Genomic DNA, 15,790 nt, shown 5'->3' on the forward strand with positions numbered 1-15,790 from the left:
GTAGCGGTTTTTTAAAATGCAATAAGTGAGTATCCACTCATTTGTGACTGGCTTAAAACGGTCATTGCAGAGAGAGCTACATCTATTATTTCCAATCTTCGTGCCGAAGTAATGTTGCGTGATCCCGCCGTTTGCCCACAGAGTATAAGTTCTACCCCTGCATCGCTTAGTGCTTCTAGAAGTGCAATATTGGGATTATCTACCCCATATTTTTCTTTATAAAGTTCATTTGTAAGTACGCCATATGCCGCCTTGCCGTGTATAGCTGCACGTAAGTGCATATTCTCCCTGGGCACACCTGCTTTATCGTGCATATTTAAAAAGCGAGCCATCGTCTCTATGTATGGATTTCTTGCACTAGGGTCTTCTGGGGCTTTTGCTACATCAAAAACAATATAAAATTGTGCTTCAGTATCGGTTTTAAAATCTGGTTCTGGTACTTCAAAAGTTTTTCCAAAATCTTTGATAAACTCACCAGGTTGTGATGAGGGTTGTTGTGAGTACGCTTTCGCGAAAGCGAAACATAAAGCAATAAGAAGCAAATTTTTCATAAAAGTAAATGTAGTTTTAAGTAATGCAGCACGCATTATGTAATGTGTATAAAGAAAAAGAAAACCAGTCAAAAAACCTTATCTGGTGGTAATAATATCATCTAGCTTGTTTGCACTTCACTAGCCACCTTGTTTAAAATAGCACGATCTGACTCGTTTTTAATAAATTGGTTTGCATCATCTATAATGAGTTGTACTTGGTTGATAATAGCCTCTGTATACTCATCCTTTAACGCATCAGATGTACTTAGATATCTCAAGCTTTGCAACATTTTGTGTAGCATTATAAAGTCTGCTTTGCAATACTGCCTTAGGGATGCAAAAATGAAATAAAGAACTTCTTCAAAGTTTATAGTGCGTAGTGATACAAGGGCATTACCATCTTTATCTGTCACAAAGCTGTTATCTCTCTTTTGCATACGTAATACAAATAGCTCGGTAAGGTAGTCTAAACAGGTAATTGCCGTACCTGGATCATTTATACCCGGGCTCATTGCTTTTACAGCGATCTCTGTAAGTTGTTTAAATCCTAGGATATAATTATTTTTCACAATCTCAGATCTAGAAAAGCCAAAGCAAGAGCGTAGCGCCTCAATAGCCTCCTCATCAAGATCCTTATTTACACTTACTATTTTTGTACTATCAAGTACAAATGATCCTTTAGGAACTAGAAGTGAAACTTTACAAGAGTGCTCATTACAAAAATCTACAAGAGAGTCTAGTGCAATATCATTAAGATGTCCAGAGAACTTAGTAGTATAGCTTTGCCAAGAATCATTGTCTTTAAAAACGTCTACTCCTTTTGGATCACTCTCTGTGTCTATAAGTTGCTGGATGCGATCTCGTGATACTTTGTAAATGCGATCTATAATATTATTAATCTGTATAGCTTGAGATATAGAGTGTATAAAGTATATAAAAGCTGCAAGCACGTGTATACTTAATACAATCCCTATAAGTACTGCAAAGCCTGGTAGTTGCGTTTTAGACTGTTCTGGTTCAATACTAAGTAAGATAATTATACAGTAAATGATGACAGCAATATAAAAGCCCAGTACCACCTGGTGACGTTTATTTGCAATGAGTCCAGGTAATATGCGTGGTGAATAATTACTAGACGCCTGGTTAAGTATGAGCATAACCATAGAAAAACTAAAAACCATCAGGCTAAAAATACCTCCTATAAATGTACTAAGAAGCGTACGAGCCGTATCTGCATCATTAATCACAAGAGCCGGTATAGTGTCTATGAGATACTTCGAGATGCCTTGTTGCTCTGCATAAGACATAAAGAATCCTAACGCTAGCCCCATAAAGGCAATAAGGCTGGGGTAAAAAGCTACATTACCCGTGATGCGGCTATATAAAAGCTCCAGTTTTGTGTACAGTTTATTCATAAACTACAATTTCCGTAAAAAACTTTGGGATAGCATTGCTTTTAGAATTACGTTAACAACGAGGAAGGATTGTTTTTACGCTTTCGCGAAAGCGTACTCACAGCAATTACCTTATGAATTTATGAACTGATTTATAGAAGAATTTAAATCAAAACTATGTCAACCTCCTTGCTGCTGTGCTTTATATATTTGTACATCAGGAAGTTTGCTACGAGATTAAGTAGCATATGGACTACGTGTATTTGTTATTTTAACAATTTTTAATATCGGGCGTTAATTGTATGGTAAAAAGAATATTTTAGCAGAAGCAATTAAAATAAAATCCAATTCTTTGCATTAGACGTATAACCAATAAAATTAAACTAAATATTATGGACAACGAAAAAAGTGGAAACGGTATTAAGATTATTGCAGGGATTCTTGCAGTACTTTTAGTCGTTGCTGGGGCCTTTGCAGTAAAACTGTACAACCAAGAAAAAGATACCAAAAGCCAACTTACAAAAGAGAAAAACGTTGTGCTTGCAGATCTTAAGGAGATGGTAAGTAAGTATGATGTGGTTATAGAAGAAAATAATCTGAAGGACACAGAGCTTAACGATGCTCGTGACAGAATACAAGGACTCATTGCAGATATTAATGCAAAAGATGCTACCATTGCTAGCCTTGGTAAGTATAGAGCAGAGGTTTTTAAACTACGTAACGAGCGCGATTTCTTATTTGCTCAAAATGACTCACTACGCGGTAGTAACCAGATGCTTGCGATGCGCGTAGACAGTACAACGTATGAGCTAGAGGTACAAAGAGGTGTAGGAGATTCTCTGTCACTAGAAAATCAAGCACTAGCAGAGCGTGTAACTTTAGGATCTGCACTGGCGGCAAACAAGCTGCGTGCTACAGGTGTTATAGAACGCTCTTCTGGAAAGCTTATAGAGAACTCAAATAATAGACGTGTAGATAAGCTACGTGCGTGCTATACAGTACCACAAAATCGTCTTGCCGAAGCTGGTGACCGTATACTTTATGTACAGGTTGTAGACCCAGAAGGAAACACCCTAGGTGATAACAAGCAAGTAGCCTTTGACGGGACAGTTGTAACTTATAGCACAATCTCTAAGTTCTATTATGAGAATACGGCGCTAGATATATGTGAAAATATAGGGAAGACCACAAAAGATTTTCCAGAAGGAACTTATAATGTCTATGTATATGATAAAGGATCACTTCTTGCACAGACGTCTTTTAGTCTAAAGTAGGAGGGAACATATTGTATATTAAAAACACCGCTCTAGGATGGATATCCTAGAGCGGTGTTTTTTTATTCTGCTGTAGGGTACCAGTCTAGCTGAGTAACATTTATGCTACTATCACCATTATTAACTAGTTCTTTAAATTTTGAAACGTCGCTTAGACCCTCAGTCCCTCTGTAATGATAAGGAAATACGGTCTCTGGCTTAAAGTCTAATACCGCGCTCGCAGCGCTCTCTACCGTCATTGTGTATGGCAAGTTCATACATATAAAAGCTATATCTATATCTGCTAGATTGCGCATTTCTGGTATGTCTTCTGTATCTCCAGAGATGTAAACTCGCTTATCATCTTTTTCAATTACATAGCCATTTCCTCTACCTTTTGAGTGAAATTTAAGTGCTTCCTCTCTAAGGTTGTACATAGGGATCGCAGTGATGTCAAAACCATTTTTCATTAATGAATTATCATTACTAAGTACGGTTGTGATTTTTTGTAAATCTTCTGGAAGTTTATCTACTACTGCTTGTGGCGCAATAATCTTTGTAGATTCTGTTAGAATACCTTGTACAGTATTTACGTTTAAGTGATCACCGTGTATATCTGTAATCAAGATAAGATCTGGCGCATCATAAAGGTCAAAATTTTCTGGACCTCCTACGGGGTCAATATAAATAGCATTATCATCCCATTTTAAAACCATAGTAGCGTGAGATACTGGGTAAATCTCAAAGTTACTTTTCTTTGTTGTCTCCTCATTTGCAACCTCTGTAGTTGTTTTGGTTTCGTTTGATGTGTTCTCTTTACAGCTTGTAATACTTATGGTAAGAGCCGCTAATAGTATGATGTTGTGTAATTTCATTTTCGGTTATTTATGATTAATTATTTTTTCCATTTTTATGTTTGCTCGCTCGTATGATGCATTTTCTTCTACGGGAATCTCAATAAAACCCCATTTTTTATAGATATGAATAGCATTTTCTAGAATGGTGTTTGAATAGAGTATGAGTTTTGAAAGGTTTTCCGCTTTCGCGAAAGCGATACAATGCTCCATTAATTTTTGACCTATGCCCAGACCTCTGGCCTGTGGAGATACTGCCATTTTTGTAAGTTCTAATACCCCGTTTACTGCTGTGGGCATAAGCGCTACGGTGCCAACAATCTCATCATTGTGCTGGGCAAAAAATATGTATCCTCCTTTATTTATAATGTAAGTTTCTGGCTTACTTAATACTTCTAAGTCATAAGGTTCTACATAAAAATAGGTCTCTAGCCATTCTATATTAAGATGTTTGAAGGTGTCTTTATGCTTTGTGTTATAGGGTATAATGTTCACGATGATTTCTTATAAAGTCTGTAACGAGGTAAGATAATGCTTTACCTACTTGTTGATAATTTTTCTTTGTTGGAGCGGCCTCACAAATATGTAAATAACCACATTTAGTCTTTCTTGCAAGCTGGCCTAAAAAATAACGCATCACCTCTAAGTTAAATCCAGAGGGCGTTTGTGCACTACTTGAGAAATTTGCAATACTATCTACATCTATCTCAATACCCAGTGTATTGTCACTTAACTGGGAGATAGCGGTTTCAAAATTTTCTACCTGTTTAATTTCGAGAAGCATATCCTCCATATCAAAAGCGGTGATATGATTGCTAGTAGCTATCATATTGTAAATATACTGTGGTGTGTAGTTTTTATGTAACCCGAAGATACAATAGGTGTTGAGATATGAGTTCTCACTTTCTAGTGCATACGTAAAGCCATTACCGCTATGTCTATAATCTGTTTTTCTTAAATCTGTATGAGCATCAAAATTGATGACATTTATCGCTTTTTGCAAAGCCGTTGCAGTACCTTTTATATTTCCGTAGGCATTATTATGACCACCTCCTATCACTATAGGTATTTTCCCTGCACTTACTATGCGGTTTACCACGGTAGCTACTTTACTATCTATTCTTGCTACAATACTACCTAGTGTTTCTGGATTCTCCTTATCTATATCGTCTATATCTGGAGATACAGCTATATGACCTAATAGTAGGATATCGTTACCATTATTAAACTGATTGTCTTGAACGTTTACTAGAGCTTTTATAAAGCTTCCCCAAGCTTTTACTGCGCCGGGCTTACCGTAATTTGCACGAATACCAATATCCTCACAAATTCCAAAAAGTACATAGGTACAATTATTATTTACAACGTCATCTAGGCTATCACATAGTTGCAAGGTTTCTCCGAACTTGGTCTCACCAGCTCTAAGATGTGTGAATGATTTAATATCACTTTCCGTTGCAATGTGTAGCTGTATCATATCAATGCGTTGTCGCGTTTGAGAGCGCTTCAATACACTCTTCTCTTATAGTATAGAGTTCGTCTAGCGTGTATGGTAGGTGATCTCTTTTTATCCAGTCTGCAAGTACAGATTTGTGATAGCTCTTTTTATACTCACCTATCTGATCTGTATCTATTGTGGTTTGCATAAGTATAGAATCTGTCCACGTAAGGTTTTTAGACTGTGCAAATGTGTAATCATATACTTCGTCATCATAGCATAAAAAGGTATGAGCTTCTAGCATATATGGCAGGTTATATTTATCAAGAGTCGCTCCCACACCTGGGGTGTTCTCTTCACTCATAGCATATATGGCAAGTTCTAACTGTAAACCATAAATTGCGTGCTCATCTGTAAGCATTTTAAGTGTCGCGTGCTTAGTACTACAGGTACCTCGACCATTTGTAATAATGCTTCCAAATTCCAAAGGGTTTTCTACTCTGCCGTACGGTAGATTTTGCACTTTGCGTATCGCCTCGTAGAAGGTTTTAACTTCGTGTTCAATAAAAATGTCACTTACCGGGCTTCCCGGTACGATAGAAAAATTAGGTATAATCATAAGACTTCTCCATTTACAATTACCTTATCAATCTGGTGTTGTCCAAAGTGATAGGGAATTGCATTGTAAGAGGGTAGGGGTTTAGTAATTATTAAATTTGCTTTTTTTCCTTTTGTAATACTTCCAGTTTCTTTTGCGACATCCATTGCAAATGCACCGTTTATAGTAGCTGCAACAATTGCCTCTGCAGGGGTCATTTTAAGGTTGATGCACGCCTGTGAGACTATAAAATTCATAGAGCTGCTAGGTGATGATCCTGGATTGTAGTCTGTTGCCACAGCAAGAGATAGGCCTGCGTCTATAATCTTGCGTGCGGGTGTATATGGTATATTTAAGAAGAAAGAACAGCCTGGTAAGGCTACCGGTATCGTATTTGATGTTTTTAATGCATCTATATCTTTTTCGGTAAGTTCTTCTAGATGATCTACAGTGAGTGCTTCAAGCTCTATAGCTTTCTGTATGCCACCTATACTTGTAAACTGGTTTACGTGTACCTTAGGTTTTAAGCCGTGCGCCTTTCCGGCGTTGACTATGGTATCCATTTCTGCCACCGTAAAATATCCTGTCTCACAAAATATGTCTATAAAATCTACTAATGCTCCTTTTGTAAATGCTGGTATCATCTCATTTACAATCTCATTTATATAAGCTGCTCTATTTTGTTTATGACGTTCTGGTATAGCGTGTGCTGCCAGAAGCGTTGCTTTTACAGGGATATTTACGGCAGTACTGAGTCTTTTAATAACGCGCAGCATCTTAAGTTCTGACGCTACTGTAAGACCATAACCTGTTTTAACCTCTATAGCTCCAGTACCCGTTTTTATACATTGTGATAAGCGCTCTAATGCATCTTCATAAAGTTCATCTTCGCTCATTGCCTGTAACTTGCGAGCGCTGTTCAAAATTCCACCACCTCTGGCAGCAATCTCTTGATAACTCAAGCCTTTTATGCGATCTACAAACTCATCTTCACGAGTTGTAGCAAATACTAGATGCGTGTGAGAGTCACACCACATAGGTAATACTATTTGACCGGTTGCGTCTATAACTTCATCTACAGCGATGGGATGTAAATCATCCATACTACCGTACTCATAAATGCGATCTTCATCTATTACGAGATATGCGTTCTCAATATAGGGCATAGCGTCCATCTCCTTGCCACAAAGAGGTTTATCGTATTCTCCAGTTACTAAAAGTTGATATATATTAGTAATCAATTTCATTCTTTTAAAGGTAGCAACTTTATACGACTATTGCATTAACATTTTTAAGAGAATGTCTAAAACTGTGCTAAGCAATTGGCCCAGAGCGCACTATTTTATTCTTTAATAATGAGAGAGGTGCTCTAGGTGTTTTTTGTATTTTTAGAATATTAAAAAAAGTAAAGTTATGTCAAAGTCAAACCAGGGTATCAATACCATTTGTACTCACACGGGAGAAGTAAAAGACGAGCAGTTTCAAGGAGCTGTTTCTCCTATATTTATGTCATCTTCATATGCCTTTATGGATGTAGATGTAAAGCGCTACCCACGTTATTTTAATACACCTAACCAAGAAGGTCTAAGCAAAAAAATTGCAGCTTTAGAAAAAACTGAGGCGGGAATGATTTTTGGCAGTGGTATGGCTGCAGTGAGCACAACCTTGCTTGCCTTTTTGAGAAATGGCGATCACATTGTATTACAAGAAACTTTATACGGAGGGACTTATAACCTTGTGGTAGAGGAGTTTGATAAATATGGTATCACCTATACGTTTACAGAAGATCTTAGTGAGGCCGCTTTCGCGAAAGCGATAACCCCACAAACCAAAGTTATCTACATAGAGACCCCGTCTAACCCGCTTATGAAAGTCACAGATATGAAAATGGTCTCTGCGCTAGCCAAAAAGCACGGCATTGTAACGATGATAGATAACACCTTTGCATCACCTGTTAATCAAAATCCAAAAGATTTTGGCATAGATATAATGATACACTCGGCAACAAAATATATGGGTGGTCATAGTGATATCTGTGCAGGAGCCGTTGCAGCAAGTCAAGAGCATATAGACCGTATCTGGAATCTAGGTAAAAATCTAGGAGGAAGCTTAAGTGATCTTATGGTCTGGATGCTTGAGCGTAGTATCAAGACTATGGCGCTACGTGTTAAAGCTCAAAATAGAAATGCAAAGAAGCTTGCCAAATGGCTCGATAAAAAGGAGGAAATAGATAAGGTGTATTATCCAGGTCTCAAGTCGCATCCTGACTATGCTCTTGCAAAAAAGCAAATGAGCGGTTTTGGTGGTATGATGTCCTTCGAGTTAGCACCACACATTGATGCAGAGGAGTTTCAAAAAGCGCTTAAACTCATAAAACCTTCTATGAGTCTTGCAGGTGTAGAGAGTACAATGCTTTGCCCAGCTCAAACCTCTCACTTTTTACTAGGAGAAGAAGAGCGAGCAAAACAAGGCATTGCAGATGGCTTGATACGCTTTTCTGTAGGTATAGAAGAGAAAAAAGATCTTATGGCAGATATTGATCAAGCGCTTGAAGTTGTACTTAAAAAAGTAACAATAGTAGCAGACTAGAATTGTACGACTTATAAAATGCCATTACAGGCATTATAACAATATATTTTATGAAATTAGACATACTAGCTATAGGAGCACATCCAGACGACGTAGAGTTGGGCTGTGGTGCAACGATAGCAAAGGAAATAGCAAATGGAAAGAAAGTAGGTATTCTTGATCTTACAAGGGGAGAGTTAGGAACAAGAGGATCTGCAGAGATACGTGATGTAGAGGCAGCAAATGCAGCAAAGATTTTAGGCGTGAGCGTACGAGAAAATATCGCGCTTGCAGATGGATTCTTTGTAAATGATAGAGAGAGCCAACTCAAAATCATAGAAATCATACGTAAATATCAACCAGAAATGGTACTCTGTAATGCTATTACAGATAGGCATATAGATCACGGTAAAGGGAGTAAACTAGCCAGTGATGCTTGCTTTTTAAGCGGTCTTAAAAAAATAGAAACTATAGTAGAAGGAAAGCCTCAAGAAAAATGGCGTCCCAAAACTGTGTATCACTATATACAGTGGCAAAATATAGAGCCAGATGTGGTAGTTGATGTAAGTGGCTTTATAGATAAAAAATGTGAGGCTGTGTTTGCTTACACATCACAGTTTCACGATCCAAATAATAAGGAAGGAGATACGCCTATATCTAGTAAGACTTTTAAAGATAGCATAAACTATAGAGCAAGAGACCTAGGTAGACTTATAGGTACAGAGTATGGTGAAGGTTTTACTGTAGAGCGATATGCCGCTGTAGATAGCTTATTTGACTTGATATAAGGACTCACAACACGCAAAAGCATATAAAAACAAAAAAGCTATCCAGAAGGATAGCTTTTTTTAAGGGTGGAAGACCGGTTTCGAACCGGCGACCTCTGGTACCACAAACCAGCGCTCTAACCAGCTGAGCTACAACCACCATTTTAATTGCGAGTGCAAAGATAATTAATATTAATAGATGTACAACCTTTTATCAAAAAAAAATGGAGCATTTTTTTGCTCCATTTTTTTATAATTCTGATAATGAGTTGTTTCTGTTTTACTCTTTTTCGGCTTTATCTACTACCGGTTTTTCCTTTCTGTTTGCAAGTTCCCACGCAGTTGCAAAAACGAGCTTTGTGCGCTTCTCAAGTAAAGGATAGTTAATCTTATCTGGAGTATCACTTATTTTATGATAATCATCGTGCGTTCCATTAAAGTAGAAGATTACTGGCACATTGTGCTTTGCAAAGTTATAGTGGTCTGAGCGGTAGTAAAATCTGTTAGGCTCATTTTCTACATTATAACGGTAGTCAAGGTTGATGTCAAAGTACTTTGCATTTACTGCAGATGAGATATTGTGTAAATCTGTACTAAGCTTATCAGAGCCTATGAGGTACACATAGTTGTTATCTTCTTTGTGCGCGTCATCATTGCGACCTATCATATCAATGTTAAGATCTGCAATGGTATTTGCAAGTGGGTATACTGGATTTTCTGAATAATATTTTGATCCATAAAGACCTTTCTCTTCACCTGTAACGTGTAAAAATAGGATAGAGCGTTTAGGTCCCTTACCATCTTTAACAGCTTGTTTAAAAGCCTCTGCAATCTCAAGTAAAGCTACTGTTCCAGAACCATCATCGTCTGCACCGTTATATACATTTCCTTTTGCGTCCATACCTACGTGATCAAGGTGTGCAGAGAGTACAAGAACCTCTTCTGGCTTTTCTGACCCTTTTATAAAAGCAAGAACATTTTCAGAATCATTAAGTCCGCTTCCTTTTCTAAAAAATGTATTTGGAACGATTTGATAGTAATCACCATTATTACCTGGTTGTACGTCTAGTTCTTTATAATAGTTTACAAGGTATGCTGCTGCCTTTTTTTGACCTGGGTCTCCTGTGTTACGCCCTTCAAATTCATCACTGGCATACACGTAGAGCATTTCTTTGAGTTCTCCTTCGGTGATGGTGTTTGTGTATTTACGTACATCTACATCATTACTTTCAAGTGCAGTAACATCTATAATAACAGGACCTTCTGGTTGTGCTGGAGTAACTACTTTTTTTGATTCATTACAAGATAGTGCAACAAGGCTTAGTCCTAAAAGCGCAAAATATTTTTTCATTCATTTTATTTTAAGATTGCTAAAAGTACAGAATTCAACCGAATAAAATAGAGGAGTGCTGTAAATGCTGTTAGTACGCTTTCGCGAAAGCGTACAGAAACTGCATAAAAAATGCCACTCTAGTTAAGAGTGGCATTATGGTATTACTTTATAAGATGTAAGTCTCTTAGTTGTTAAGCATTACTGGCATTACAAGCATTGTTACTTGCTCACCTTCATCAAGACCATCTACTGGAGTTAAGATACCTGCTCTATTAGGAAGTGACATCTCTAGAGAAACATCATTGGCGTTCATATTATTAAGCATCTCTGTTAAGAATCTTGAGTTAAAACCTATTTGCATATCATCACCTTGGTAATCACAAGTAAGTCTCTCTTCTGCCTTGTTGCTGTAATCTATATCTTCGGCAGAGATGTTAAGTTCTGCTCCAGCAATTTTAAGACGTATCTGGTGTGTTGTTTTATTTGAGAAAATAGATACACGACGCACAGAGTTTAAAAACTGGTTGCGATCTATAGTAAGTCTATTTGGGTTCTCCTTAGGTATTACGGCCTCATAGTTAGGGTATTTACCATCTATAAGTCTACATACAAGCTCTACATTATCAAAAGTAAATTTTGCATTGCTTTCGTTGTACTCTACAGAGATATCATCGTCAGACGTTGAGAGGATTCCTTTAAGTAAGTTAAGTGGCTTTTTAGGCATAATAAACTCTGCTGCCTGTGATGCTACAACATCTGTACGACCATACTTTACAAGCTTATGAGCATCTGTTGCTACAAAGGTTAAACCATCTGTTGCAAACTGAAAGAAAACGCCGCTCATCACTGGGCGTAAATCGTCATTACCTGTTGCAAATATGGTGTTGCTTATAGCCGTAGCAAGCACGCTTCCAGGTATTTTTACCACACTAGGATCTTCTAGTGATACGGCATTAGGAAACTCTGCACCATCTGCATATGCTAGTGCATACTTACCGTGGTTAGAGCTTATCTCTATGGTGTTATTTTCGTGCTGAGTAAAAGTTAGGGGTTGCTCAGGAAATGTTTTAAGCGTGTCTAGTAACAAACGCGCTGGTAATGCAATAGCTCCATTATCACTAGACTCTACATCAAGTTTTGAAGTCATTGTAGTTTCTAAATCTGATGCCGAAACCGTAAGGGCGTTACCATCAAGTTCAAAAAGAAAATTATCTAGTATAGGTAATGTGTTGCTATTATTAATCACCCCTCCCAACACTTGTAGTTGTTTGAGAAGGTAAGAGCTAGAGACTATAAATTTCATAGTATTATTAGGTTTTGCTATGCAAGAAAATTGAATATAAAGTGATGCAATAAATTACCTGCACACTACTTACAAATATATTTGAAATGCGACGGCTTTAGAAATTAACTTATCAACATCTAGCGGGCGTAACGACGCTTTCTTATTGCGGTATATATGACGTCAAAAATAAGTAGTATCACAAGCGGAAGCCCAATGGTCAAGACTTGCCACGTGGTGATCTCTTTTGAAACCTTCTGGGTGTCTATAAATGGAAGGGCAATTTCTTTACTTCTTATGTTAATAAGACCATTATCATCGAGCAGGTAATTAACCGCATTAAGCAAAAACTCTTTGTTACCATAGCTGGTTCTTGTGTAGTAGTCAAAGCCTAATTCTAGTGGCTGCCCGCGGCTATCTAGTTCGTTTGCTATAATGTCACCGTCAGATATGAGTATGAGTTTTGAGGCGTTTGTTGCGCTTTCGCGAAAGCGTTCTTTATCACTTCCATCTGGTAACACACGATTTGTAAATGCCGAAGAAAATGCACCTTCTACTAAAACAGCTAGTGGTTGTTGCCCTGCTTGAAAATCTGCCTCCTGAGGTTCTATATCTACTTGTGCAAGTGCAATTTCTCTAGGGGTTGCTTCTAGCTTTGTATAGATACTAGATTGTAATAATACTGTTTTTGAGAGTTCATTATTAGACTCAAGAAGTTCTATAGGGTTTGCGTAGTTAAAGCGTACCGGTTTTTCAATATTAGTATTTATAGGGTGGGTGTTAAGGCTAGGTACCTGTGGTCTGTATAACCACGGTAGTTGTATGTATTGTGACTCACTTCCTTCTCCAGATGCTACACTTAGTGGGGCAGAGTAGAGGTCTACCACTAGTGAGGGATTAATGCGTACACCATACTTAAAGAGTTGATCGTCCAGATTGAGATCTCTAGGAAATGCAACTGTTTTACCTGCATCATTACGCAGACTATCGTCTTCTATTGCGACAGCATCGAGCATCCAGAGGCTGTTTCCGCCGTTTATAATATATTGATCTATCACATATTTTTGTTGCTCTGTAAATGCCTTTGTAGGCTTTGCGATAACTACGAGGTCAAAGGTGTTTTGTAAGGCTTTGAGTGCTTTTTCTGGGTCTTGGTTTGCCACCTCCATTGGGAAGGGTGCAATATTATAAGTATCACCCAGCTTACGGAACATATCTGCAATTTTTGCATCTGGTAACTCACCGTTATCTCGTAGTACTGCTATGCGTTTAGACTTTGCATTTAAAGAGATGTTAAGCCCCTCTGCAAAGGCATACTCAAGATTTTGAATAGATGCATAAACCAGCTGTTCTGGAGAAGACCCAACCACATTTTTTACTAAAGAAACAGGAACGGCTTTACCATTAAAATTAATAGTAGCCCAGGGGAAAATAGTTTGTGTAGTCTCTTTGCCGTCTTGTTTTACTTTAAGCGGTATCGTGGTCATTCCAAACTCGTTAAACTGCCCTGCTACTTGAGCGGTCGTTTCGCCAGGCTCTACAGGGTTTGAAAACTCAAAGTAAATATTAGGATTGTGAGCCTGCATTTCTTCAAGAAGGTAGCGCGTCTCGTTCTGAAGCTTTTTAAATTCTGTTGGAAAGTCTCCTTCAAGAAAAACATCTATGATAAGCGGGCTTTTAATTTGGTCTAATAATTCCTTTGTAGGCGTGCTTATGGTATACCTACCATCTTGAGTTAGGTCATAACGTTTATGTGCAAATGAACCTGCATAGTTTATAAGTAGTAACCCTATAAACAAGAGTAGCGGTTGCGCTATGTTAGAGATTTTTTTCACGTAAGTGTGTTGATTTTTTTGCAATCTCCATACCGTGAGTATGATAAAAAACGCAGTTACACTGACAAAGTATATGAGGTCTCTCGTGTCTATGACTCCTCTACTTATACTTTCATAATGTGATTTAATACTTAAGCTTGATAAGAAGGTTGCAGTACCCTCTAGGCTGCTGTAAGCTGCTATACCTTCAATTCCAAAATAGAGAAAAAAACAAAGCGCTACTGATGCAATAAAGGCAACAATTTGATTACTAGTACAAGCAGATATAAATATTCCTAATGACGTATAAATACTGGCAAGTAGTATAAGTCCAGCATATGACCCTATGGTTACACCTACGTCGAGATTACCTACGGGGTTACCTAGCATATATATAGCGAGCACATACATTAACGTAGGTATAATAGCAATAAGTATGAGGCTGTAAGCACCCAGATATTTACCTAGCGTAAGTTGTAACGTAGTAATGGGTTTTGTGAGTAATAGTTCTAAGGTTCCTGCTTTTTTTTCTTCACTAAAACTGCGCATAGTTACCGCAGGTATAAGGAAAGTAAACATCCACGGGGCAATAAGAAAAAATGGAGCGAGGTCTGCAAAGCCTGAGTTAGGAATATTAAACTCTCCTTCAAAAACCCATAAGAATAATCCTGTGACTACTAGAAATAGACCTACGACTAAGTAGCCTATAGGTGAGGAGAAAAATGTGGTGATTTCCTTTTTTAATATTGCGTACAATGGGTTACTTTTTTTGAGTAAAACTACAGTAGATTTTTTAATTTTTGAAATACATTTTAATCTGAGTATGTAGATTGAGGAGGCCCATCTATTGGGATTTTTGCCCCTAGATAGGTAGGCTCTTTACTTATGCCTAACTCTAGGTATGCTTTTACATTTGCTAGAAGTTCTCTGCTCTTATTAGAATTCTCACGCTGGTAGATATGTCTATCTCCTATAAAACCGTAATAATCAAGACCTAATCTATTTGCGATAAAAAGCGCTCGAGGTAGGTGAAATTTTTGAGTTACTACAATAGCTTCCTTTACATTAAAAACAGAGCTTGCTCGATACATACTATCATAGGTGTCAAAACCTGCATAATCTAAAAATATATCTTCTTCTGGCACACCTTGGTTAATAAGATACTGTTGCATAGCCTTAGGCTCATTATAAGATTTTGTACCATTATCTCCAGAGAGTAAAAATCTTGATACTTTACCTGCGCGATAGAGCGAGAGCGCGCTCGACACTCTATCTTCTAGCATAGTAGATAGATCTCCGTTAGATCTCACACTAGCACCTAGAACAATAACTGTATAAGCTTGAGGCACCTCGGCAATGTTATTGTAAGTTTGATTTTTAGTGCTGGATTTAACGTGGCCAGAGAGTATAAATATCCCACAAGCAAGCAGTGCCAAAAAAGCAAAGAGTAGAATGGTTATTTTCTTAATAATTTTTCTCACTAGGCCTTATCAATAATAGTAATAGGTTTCTTGTCATCATTTATAGCGACAAAAGTAAATTTCCCTGCAACAGCTAGCTCGCGATCATAGCTATACATATCTTCTTTGTAAATCTCAACGCGTACTACACAGCTTGTATTGCCCACAGTTTCTACCTGAGCAATAAGTTCTACAATGGTGCCCTCTGGAATGGCCTTTGTAAAATCTATTTTATCTGTAGATATAGTTACTACTTTCTTACGGCTAAAACGTGTTGCACATATAAAAGCAGCCTCATCCATCATATGTAATGCGGTACCTCCAAAAAGGGTGTCATAATGATTAGTCGTATTAGGGAAAACCGCTTTAAAGATGCGTGTCTCACTTTCTTTAATACGTTGTTGTACTGTAAGCATAGATAGATGTGACTTAGTAATTCTTACTGCATAACATACTAGATATGCAGCCTTGTGTCTGTATCTTTGCAAGGTCTAAA

At 37.7% G+C, this 15,790-nt stretch carries 15 protein-coding genes and 1 tRNA gene; 3 read left to right on the forward strand and 13 right to left on the reverse strand.

What is annotated here, in order from left to right:
* Window positions 1–11: 11 nt before the first annotated feature.
* The gene (locus ABVM49_RS10480; RefSeq protein ID WP_405201821.1) at window positions 12–587 is read right to left on the reverse strand and encodes a DsrE family protein; all 576 of its coding nucleotides are present in this window, start codon (window positions 585–587) and stop codon (window positions 12–14) included.
* A gap of 65 nt (window positions 588–652) precedes the next feature.
* Window positions 653–1,948 (reverse strand): DUF2254 domain-containing protein, encoded by a 1,296-nt coding sequence (locus ABVM49_RS10485; protein WP_405201823.1) that lies wholly within the window; start codon window positions 1,946–1,948, stop codon window positions 653–655.
* A gap of 371 nt (window positions 1,949–2,319) precedes the next feature.
* On the opposite strand from ABVM49_RS10485, the gene ABVM49_RS10490 reads away from it, so the two are divergent.
* Window positions 2,320–3,201, forward strand: a complete 882-nt coding sequence (locus ABVM49_RS10490) for a hypothetical protein (RefSeq protein WP_405201826.1) — start codon at window positions 2,320–2,322, stop codon at window positions 3,199–3,201.
* 62 nt (window positions 3,202–3,263) lie between these two features.
* Here ABVM49_RS10490 and ABVM49_RS10495 read toward each other — a convergent pair whose 3' ends face one another.
* From ABVM49_RS10495 to hutI, 5 genes are read right to left on the reverse strand one after another with little or no spacing between them, the layout of a single operon-like run.
* Complete coding sequence (locus tag ABVM49_RS10495) at window positions 3,264–4,055, reverse strand: MBL fold metallo-hydrolase (RefSeq protein WP_405201827.1); 792 nt, start codon at window positions 4,053–4,055, stop codon at window positions 3,264–3,266.
* Between the two features lie 6 nt (window positions 4,056–4,061).
* The gene (locus tag ABVM49_RS10500; RefSeq protein WP_405201828.1) at window positions 4,062–4,529 is read right to left on the reverse strand and encodes a GNAT family N-acetyltransferase; all 468 of its coding nucleotides are present in this window, start codon (window positions 4,527–4,529) and stop codon (window positions 4,062–4,064) included.
* On the reverse strand, window positions 4,510–5,511 hold the full coding sequence (locus ABVM49_RS10505) for a formimidoylglutamase (protein WP_405201830.1): 1,002 nt from the start codon (window positions 5,509–5,511) through the stop codon (window positions 4,510–4,512). The genes ABVM49_RS10500 and ABVM49_RS10505 overlap by 20 nt, the downstream gene beginning before the upstream one ends.
* A gap of 1 nt (window position 5,512) precedes the next feature.
* Complete coding sequence (locus ABVM49_RS10510; RefSeq protein WP_375251802.1) at window positions 5,513–6,091, reverse strand: hypothetical protein; 579 nt, start codon at window positions 6,089–6,091, stop codon at window positions 5,513–5,515.
* Window positions 6,088–7,317 carry an imidazolonepropionase gene (gene hutI, locus ABVM49_RS10515; RefSeq protein ID WP_405201831.1) on the reverse strand — a complete coding sequence of 410 codons (1,230 nt, stop codon included), beginning with the start codon at window positions 7,315–7,317 and terminating at the stop codon, window positions 6,088–6,090. Before hutI ends, ABVM49_RS10510 begins: the two co-directional genes overlap by 4 nt.
* A gap of 166 nt (window positions 7,318–7,483) precedes the next feature.
* On the opposite strand from hutI, the gene ABVM49_RS10520 reads away from it, so the two are divergent.
* A complete protein-coding gene (locus ABVM49_RS10520; RefSeq protein ID WP_405201832.1) occupies window positions 7,484–8,659 on the forward strand; it encodes a trans-sulfuration enzyme family protein in 1,176 nt (391 codons plus the stop codon).
* A 50-nt stretch (window positions 8,660–8,709) separates the two neighbouring features.
* The gene (bshB1, locus tag ABVM49_RS10525) at window positions 8,710–9,426 is read left to right on the forward strand and encodes a bacillithiol biosynthesis deacetylase BshB1 (RefSeq protein ID WP_021778816.1); all 717 of its coding nucleotides are present in this window, start codon (window positions 8,710–8,712) and stop codon (window positions 9,424–9,426) included.
* Window positions 9,427–9,490: 64 nt separating this feature from the next.
* Here the strand turns inward: bshB1 and ABVM49_RS10530 are convergent.
* The 6 genes from ABVM49_RS10530 to ABVM49_RS10555 form a co-directional block, all read right to left on the reverse strand.
* Window positions 9,491–9,566 (reverse strand) — tRNA-His (locus ABVM49_RS10530).
* A 119-nt stretch (window positions 9,567–9,685) separates the two neighbouring features.
* A complete protein-coding gene (locus ABVM49_RS10535) occupies window positions 9,686–10,756 on the reverse strand; it encodes a M28 family metallopeptidase (RefSeq protein WP_405201834.1) in 1,071 nt (356 codons plus the stop codon).
* A gap of 166 nt (window positions 10,757–10,922) precedes the next feature.
* Window positions 10,923–12,041 carry a DNA polymerase III subunit beta gene (gene dnaN, locus ABVM49_RS10540; protein WP_405201836.1) on the reverse strand — a complete coding sequence of 373 codons (1,119 nt, stop codon included), beginning with the start codon at window positions 12,039–12,041 and terminating at the stop codon, window positions 10,923–10,925.
* 119 nt (window positions 12,042–12,160) lie between these two features.
* On the reverse strand, window positions 12,161–14,590 hold the full coding sequence (gldG, locus tag ABVM49_RS10545; protein ID WP_405201837.1) for a gliding motility-associated ABC transporter substrate-binding protein GldG: 2,430 nt from the start codon (window positions 14,588–14,590) through the stop codon (window positions 12,161–12,163).
* Between the two features lie 56 nt (window positions 14,591–14,646).
* Window positions 14,647–15,315, reverse strand: coding sequence for a vancomycin high temperature exclusion protein (locus ABVM49_RS10550; RefSeq protein WP_405201838.1), 669 nt, complete (start codon window positions 15,313–15,315; stop codon window positions 14,647–14,649).
* The gene (locus ABVM49_RS10555; RefSeq protein ID WP_021778821.1) at window positions 15,315–15,710 is read right to left on the reverse strand and encodes an acyl-CoA thioesterase; all 396 of its coding nucleotides are present in this window, start codon (window positions 15,708–15,710) and stop codon (window positions 15,315–15,317) included. The genes ABVM49_RS10550 and ABVM49_RS10555 overlap by 1 nt, the downstream gene beginning before the upstream one ends.
* Between the last annotated feature and the right edge of the window lie 80 nt (window positions 15,711–15,790).

The organism is Dokdonia sp. LLG6352-1 (assembly GCF_045055815.1).
In the GTDB taxonomy this organism is placed as follows: Bacteria; Bacteroidota; Bacteroidia; order Flavobacteriales; family Flavobacteriaceae; genus Dokdonia; species Dokdonia donghaensis.

Bases quoted from the DNA above. Each gene is read 5' to 3' on its own strand.
- ABVM49_RS10480 (WP_405201821.1), bottom strand. From the start codon at position 587: ATGCGTGCTGCATTACTTAAAACTACATTTACTTTTATGAAAAATTTG.
- ABVM49_RS10485 (WP_405201823.1), bottom strand. From the start codon at position 1,948: ATGAATAAACTGTACACAAAACTGGAGCTTTTATATAGCCGCATCACG.
- ABVM49_RS10490 (WP_405201826.1), top strand. From the start codon at position 2,320: ATGGACAACGAAAAAAGTGGAAACGGTATTAAGATTATTGCAGGGATT.
- ABVM49_RS10495 (WP_405201827.1), bottom strand. From the start codon at position 4,055: ATGAAATTACACAACATCATACTATTAGCGGCTCTTACCATAAGTATT.
- ABVM49_RS10505 (WP_405201830.1), bottom strand. From the start codon at position 5,511: ATGATACAGCTACACATTGCAACGGAAAGTGATATTAAATCATTCACA.
- ABVM49_RS10510 (WP_375251802.1), bottom strand. From the start codon at position 6,091: ATGATTATACCTAATTTTTCTATCGTACCGGGAAGCCCGGTAAGTGAC.
- hutI (WP_405201831.1), bottom strand. From the start codon at position 7,317: ATGAAATTGATTACTAATATATATCAACTTTTAGTAACTGGAGAATAC.
- ABVM49_RS10520 (WP_405201832.1), top strand. From the start codon at position 7,484: ATGTCAAAGTCAAACCAGGGTATCAATACCATTTGTACTCACACGGGA.
- bshB1 (WP_021778816.1), top strand. From the start codon at position 8,710: ATGAAATTAGACATACTAGCTATAGGAGCACATCCAGACGACGTAGAG.
- ABVM49_RS10535 (WP_405201834.1), bottom strand. From the start codon at position 10,756: ATGAAAAAATATTTTGCGCTTTTAGGACTAAGCCTTGTTGCACTATCT.
- dnaN (WP_405201836.1), bottom strand. From the start codon at position 12,041: ATGAAATTTATAGTCTCTAGCTCTTACCTTCTCAAACAACTACAAGTG.
- ABVM49_RS10555 (WP_021778821.1), bottom strand. From the start codon at position 15,710: ATGCTTACAGTACAACAACGTATTAAAGAAAGTGAGACACGCATCTTT.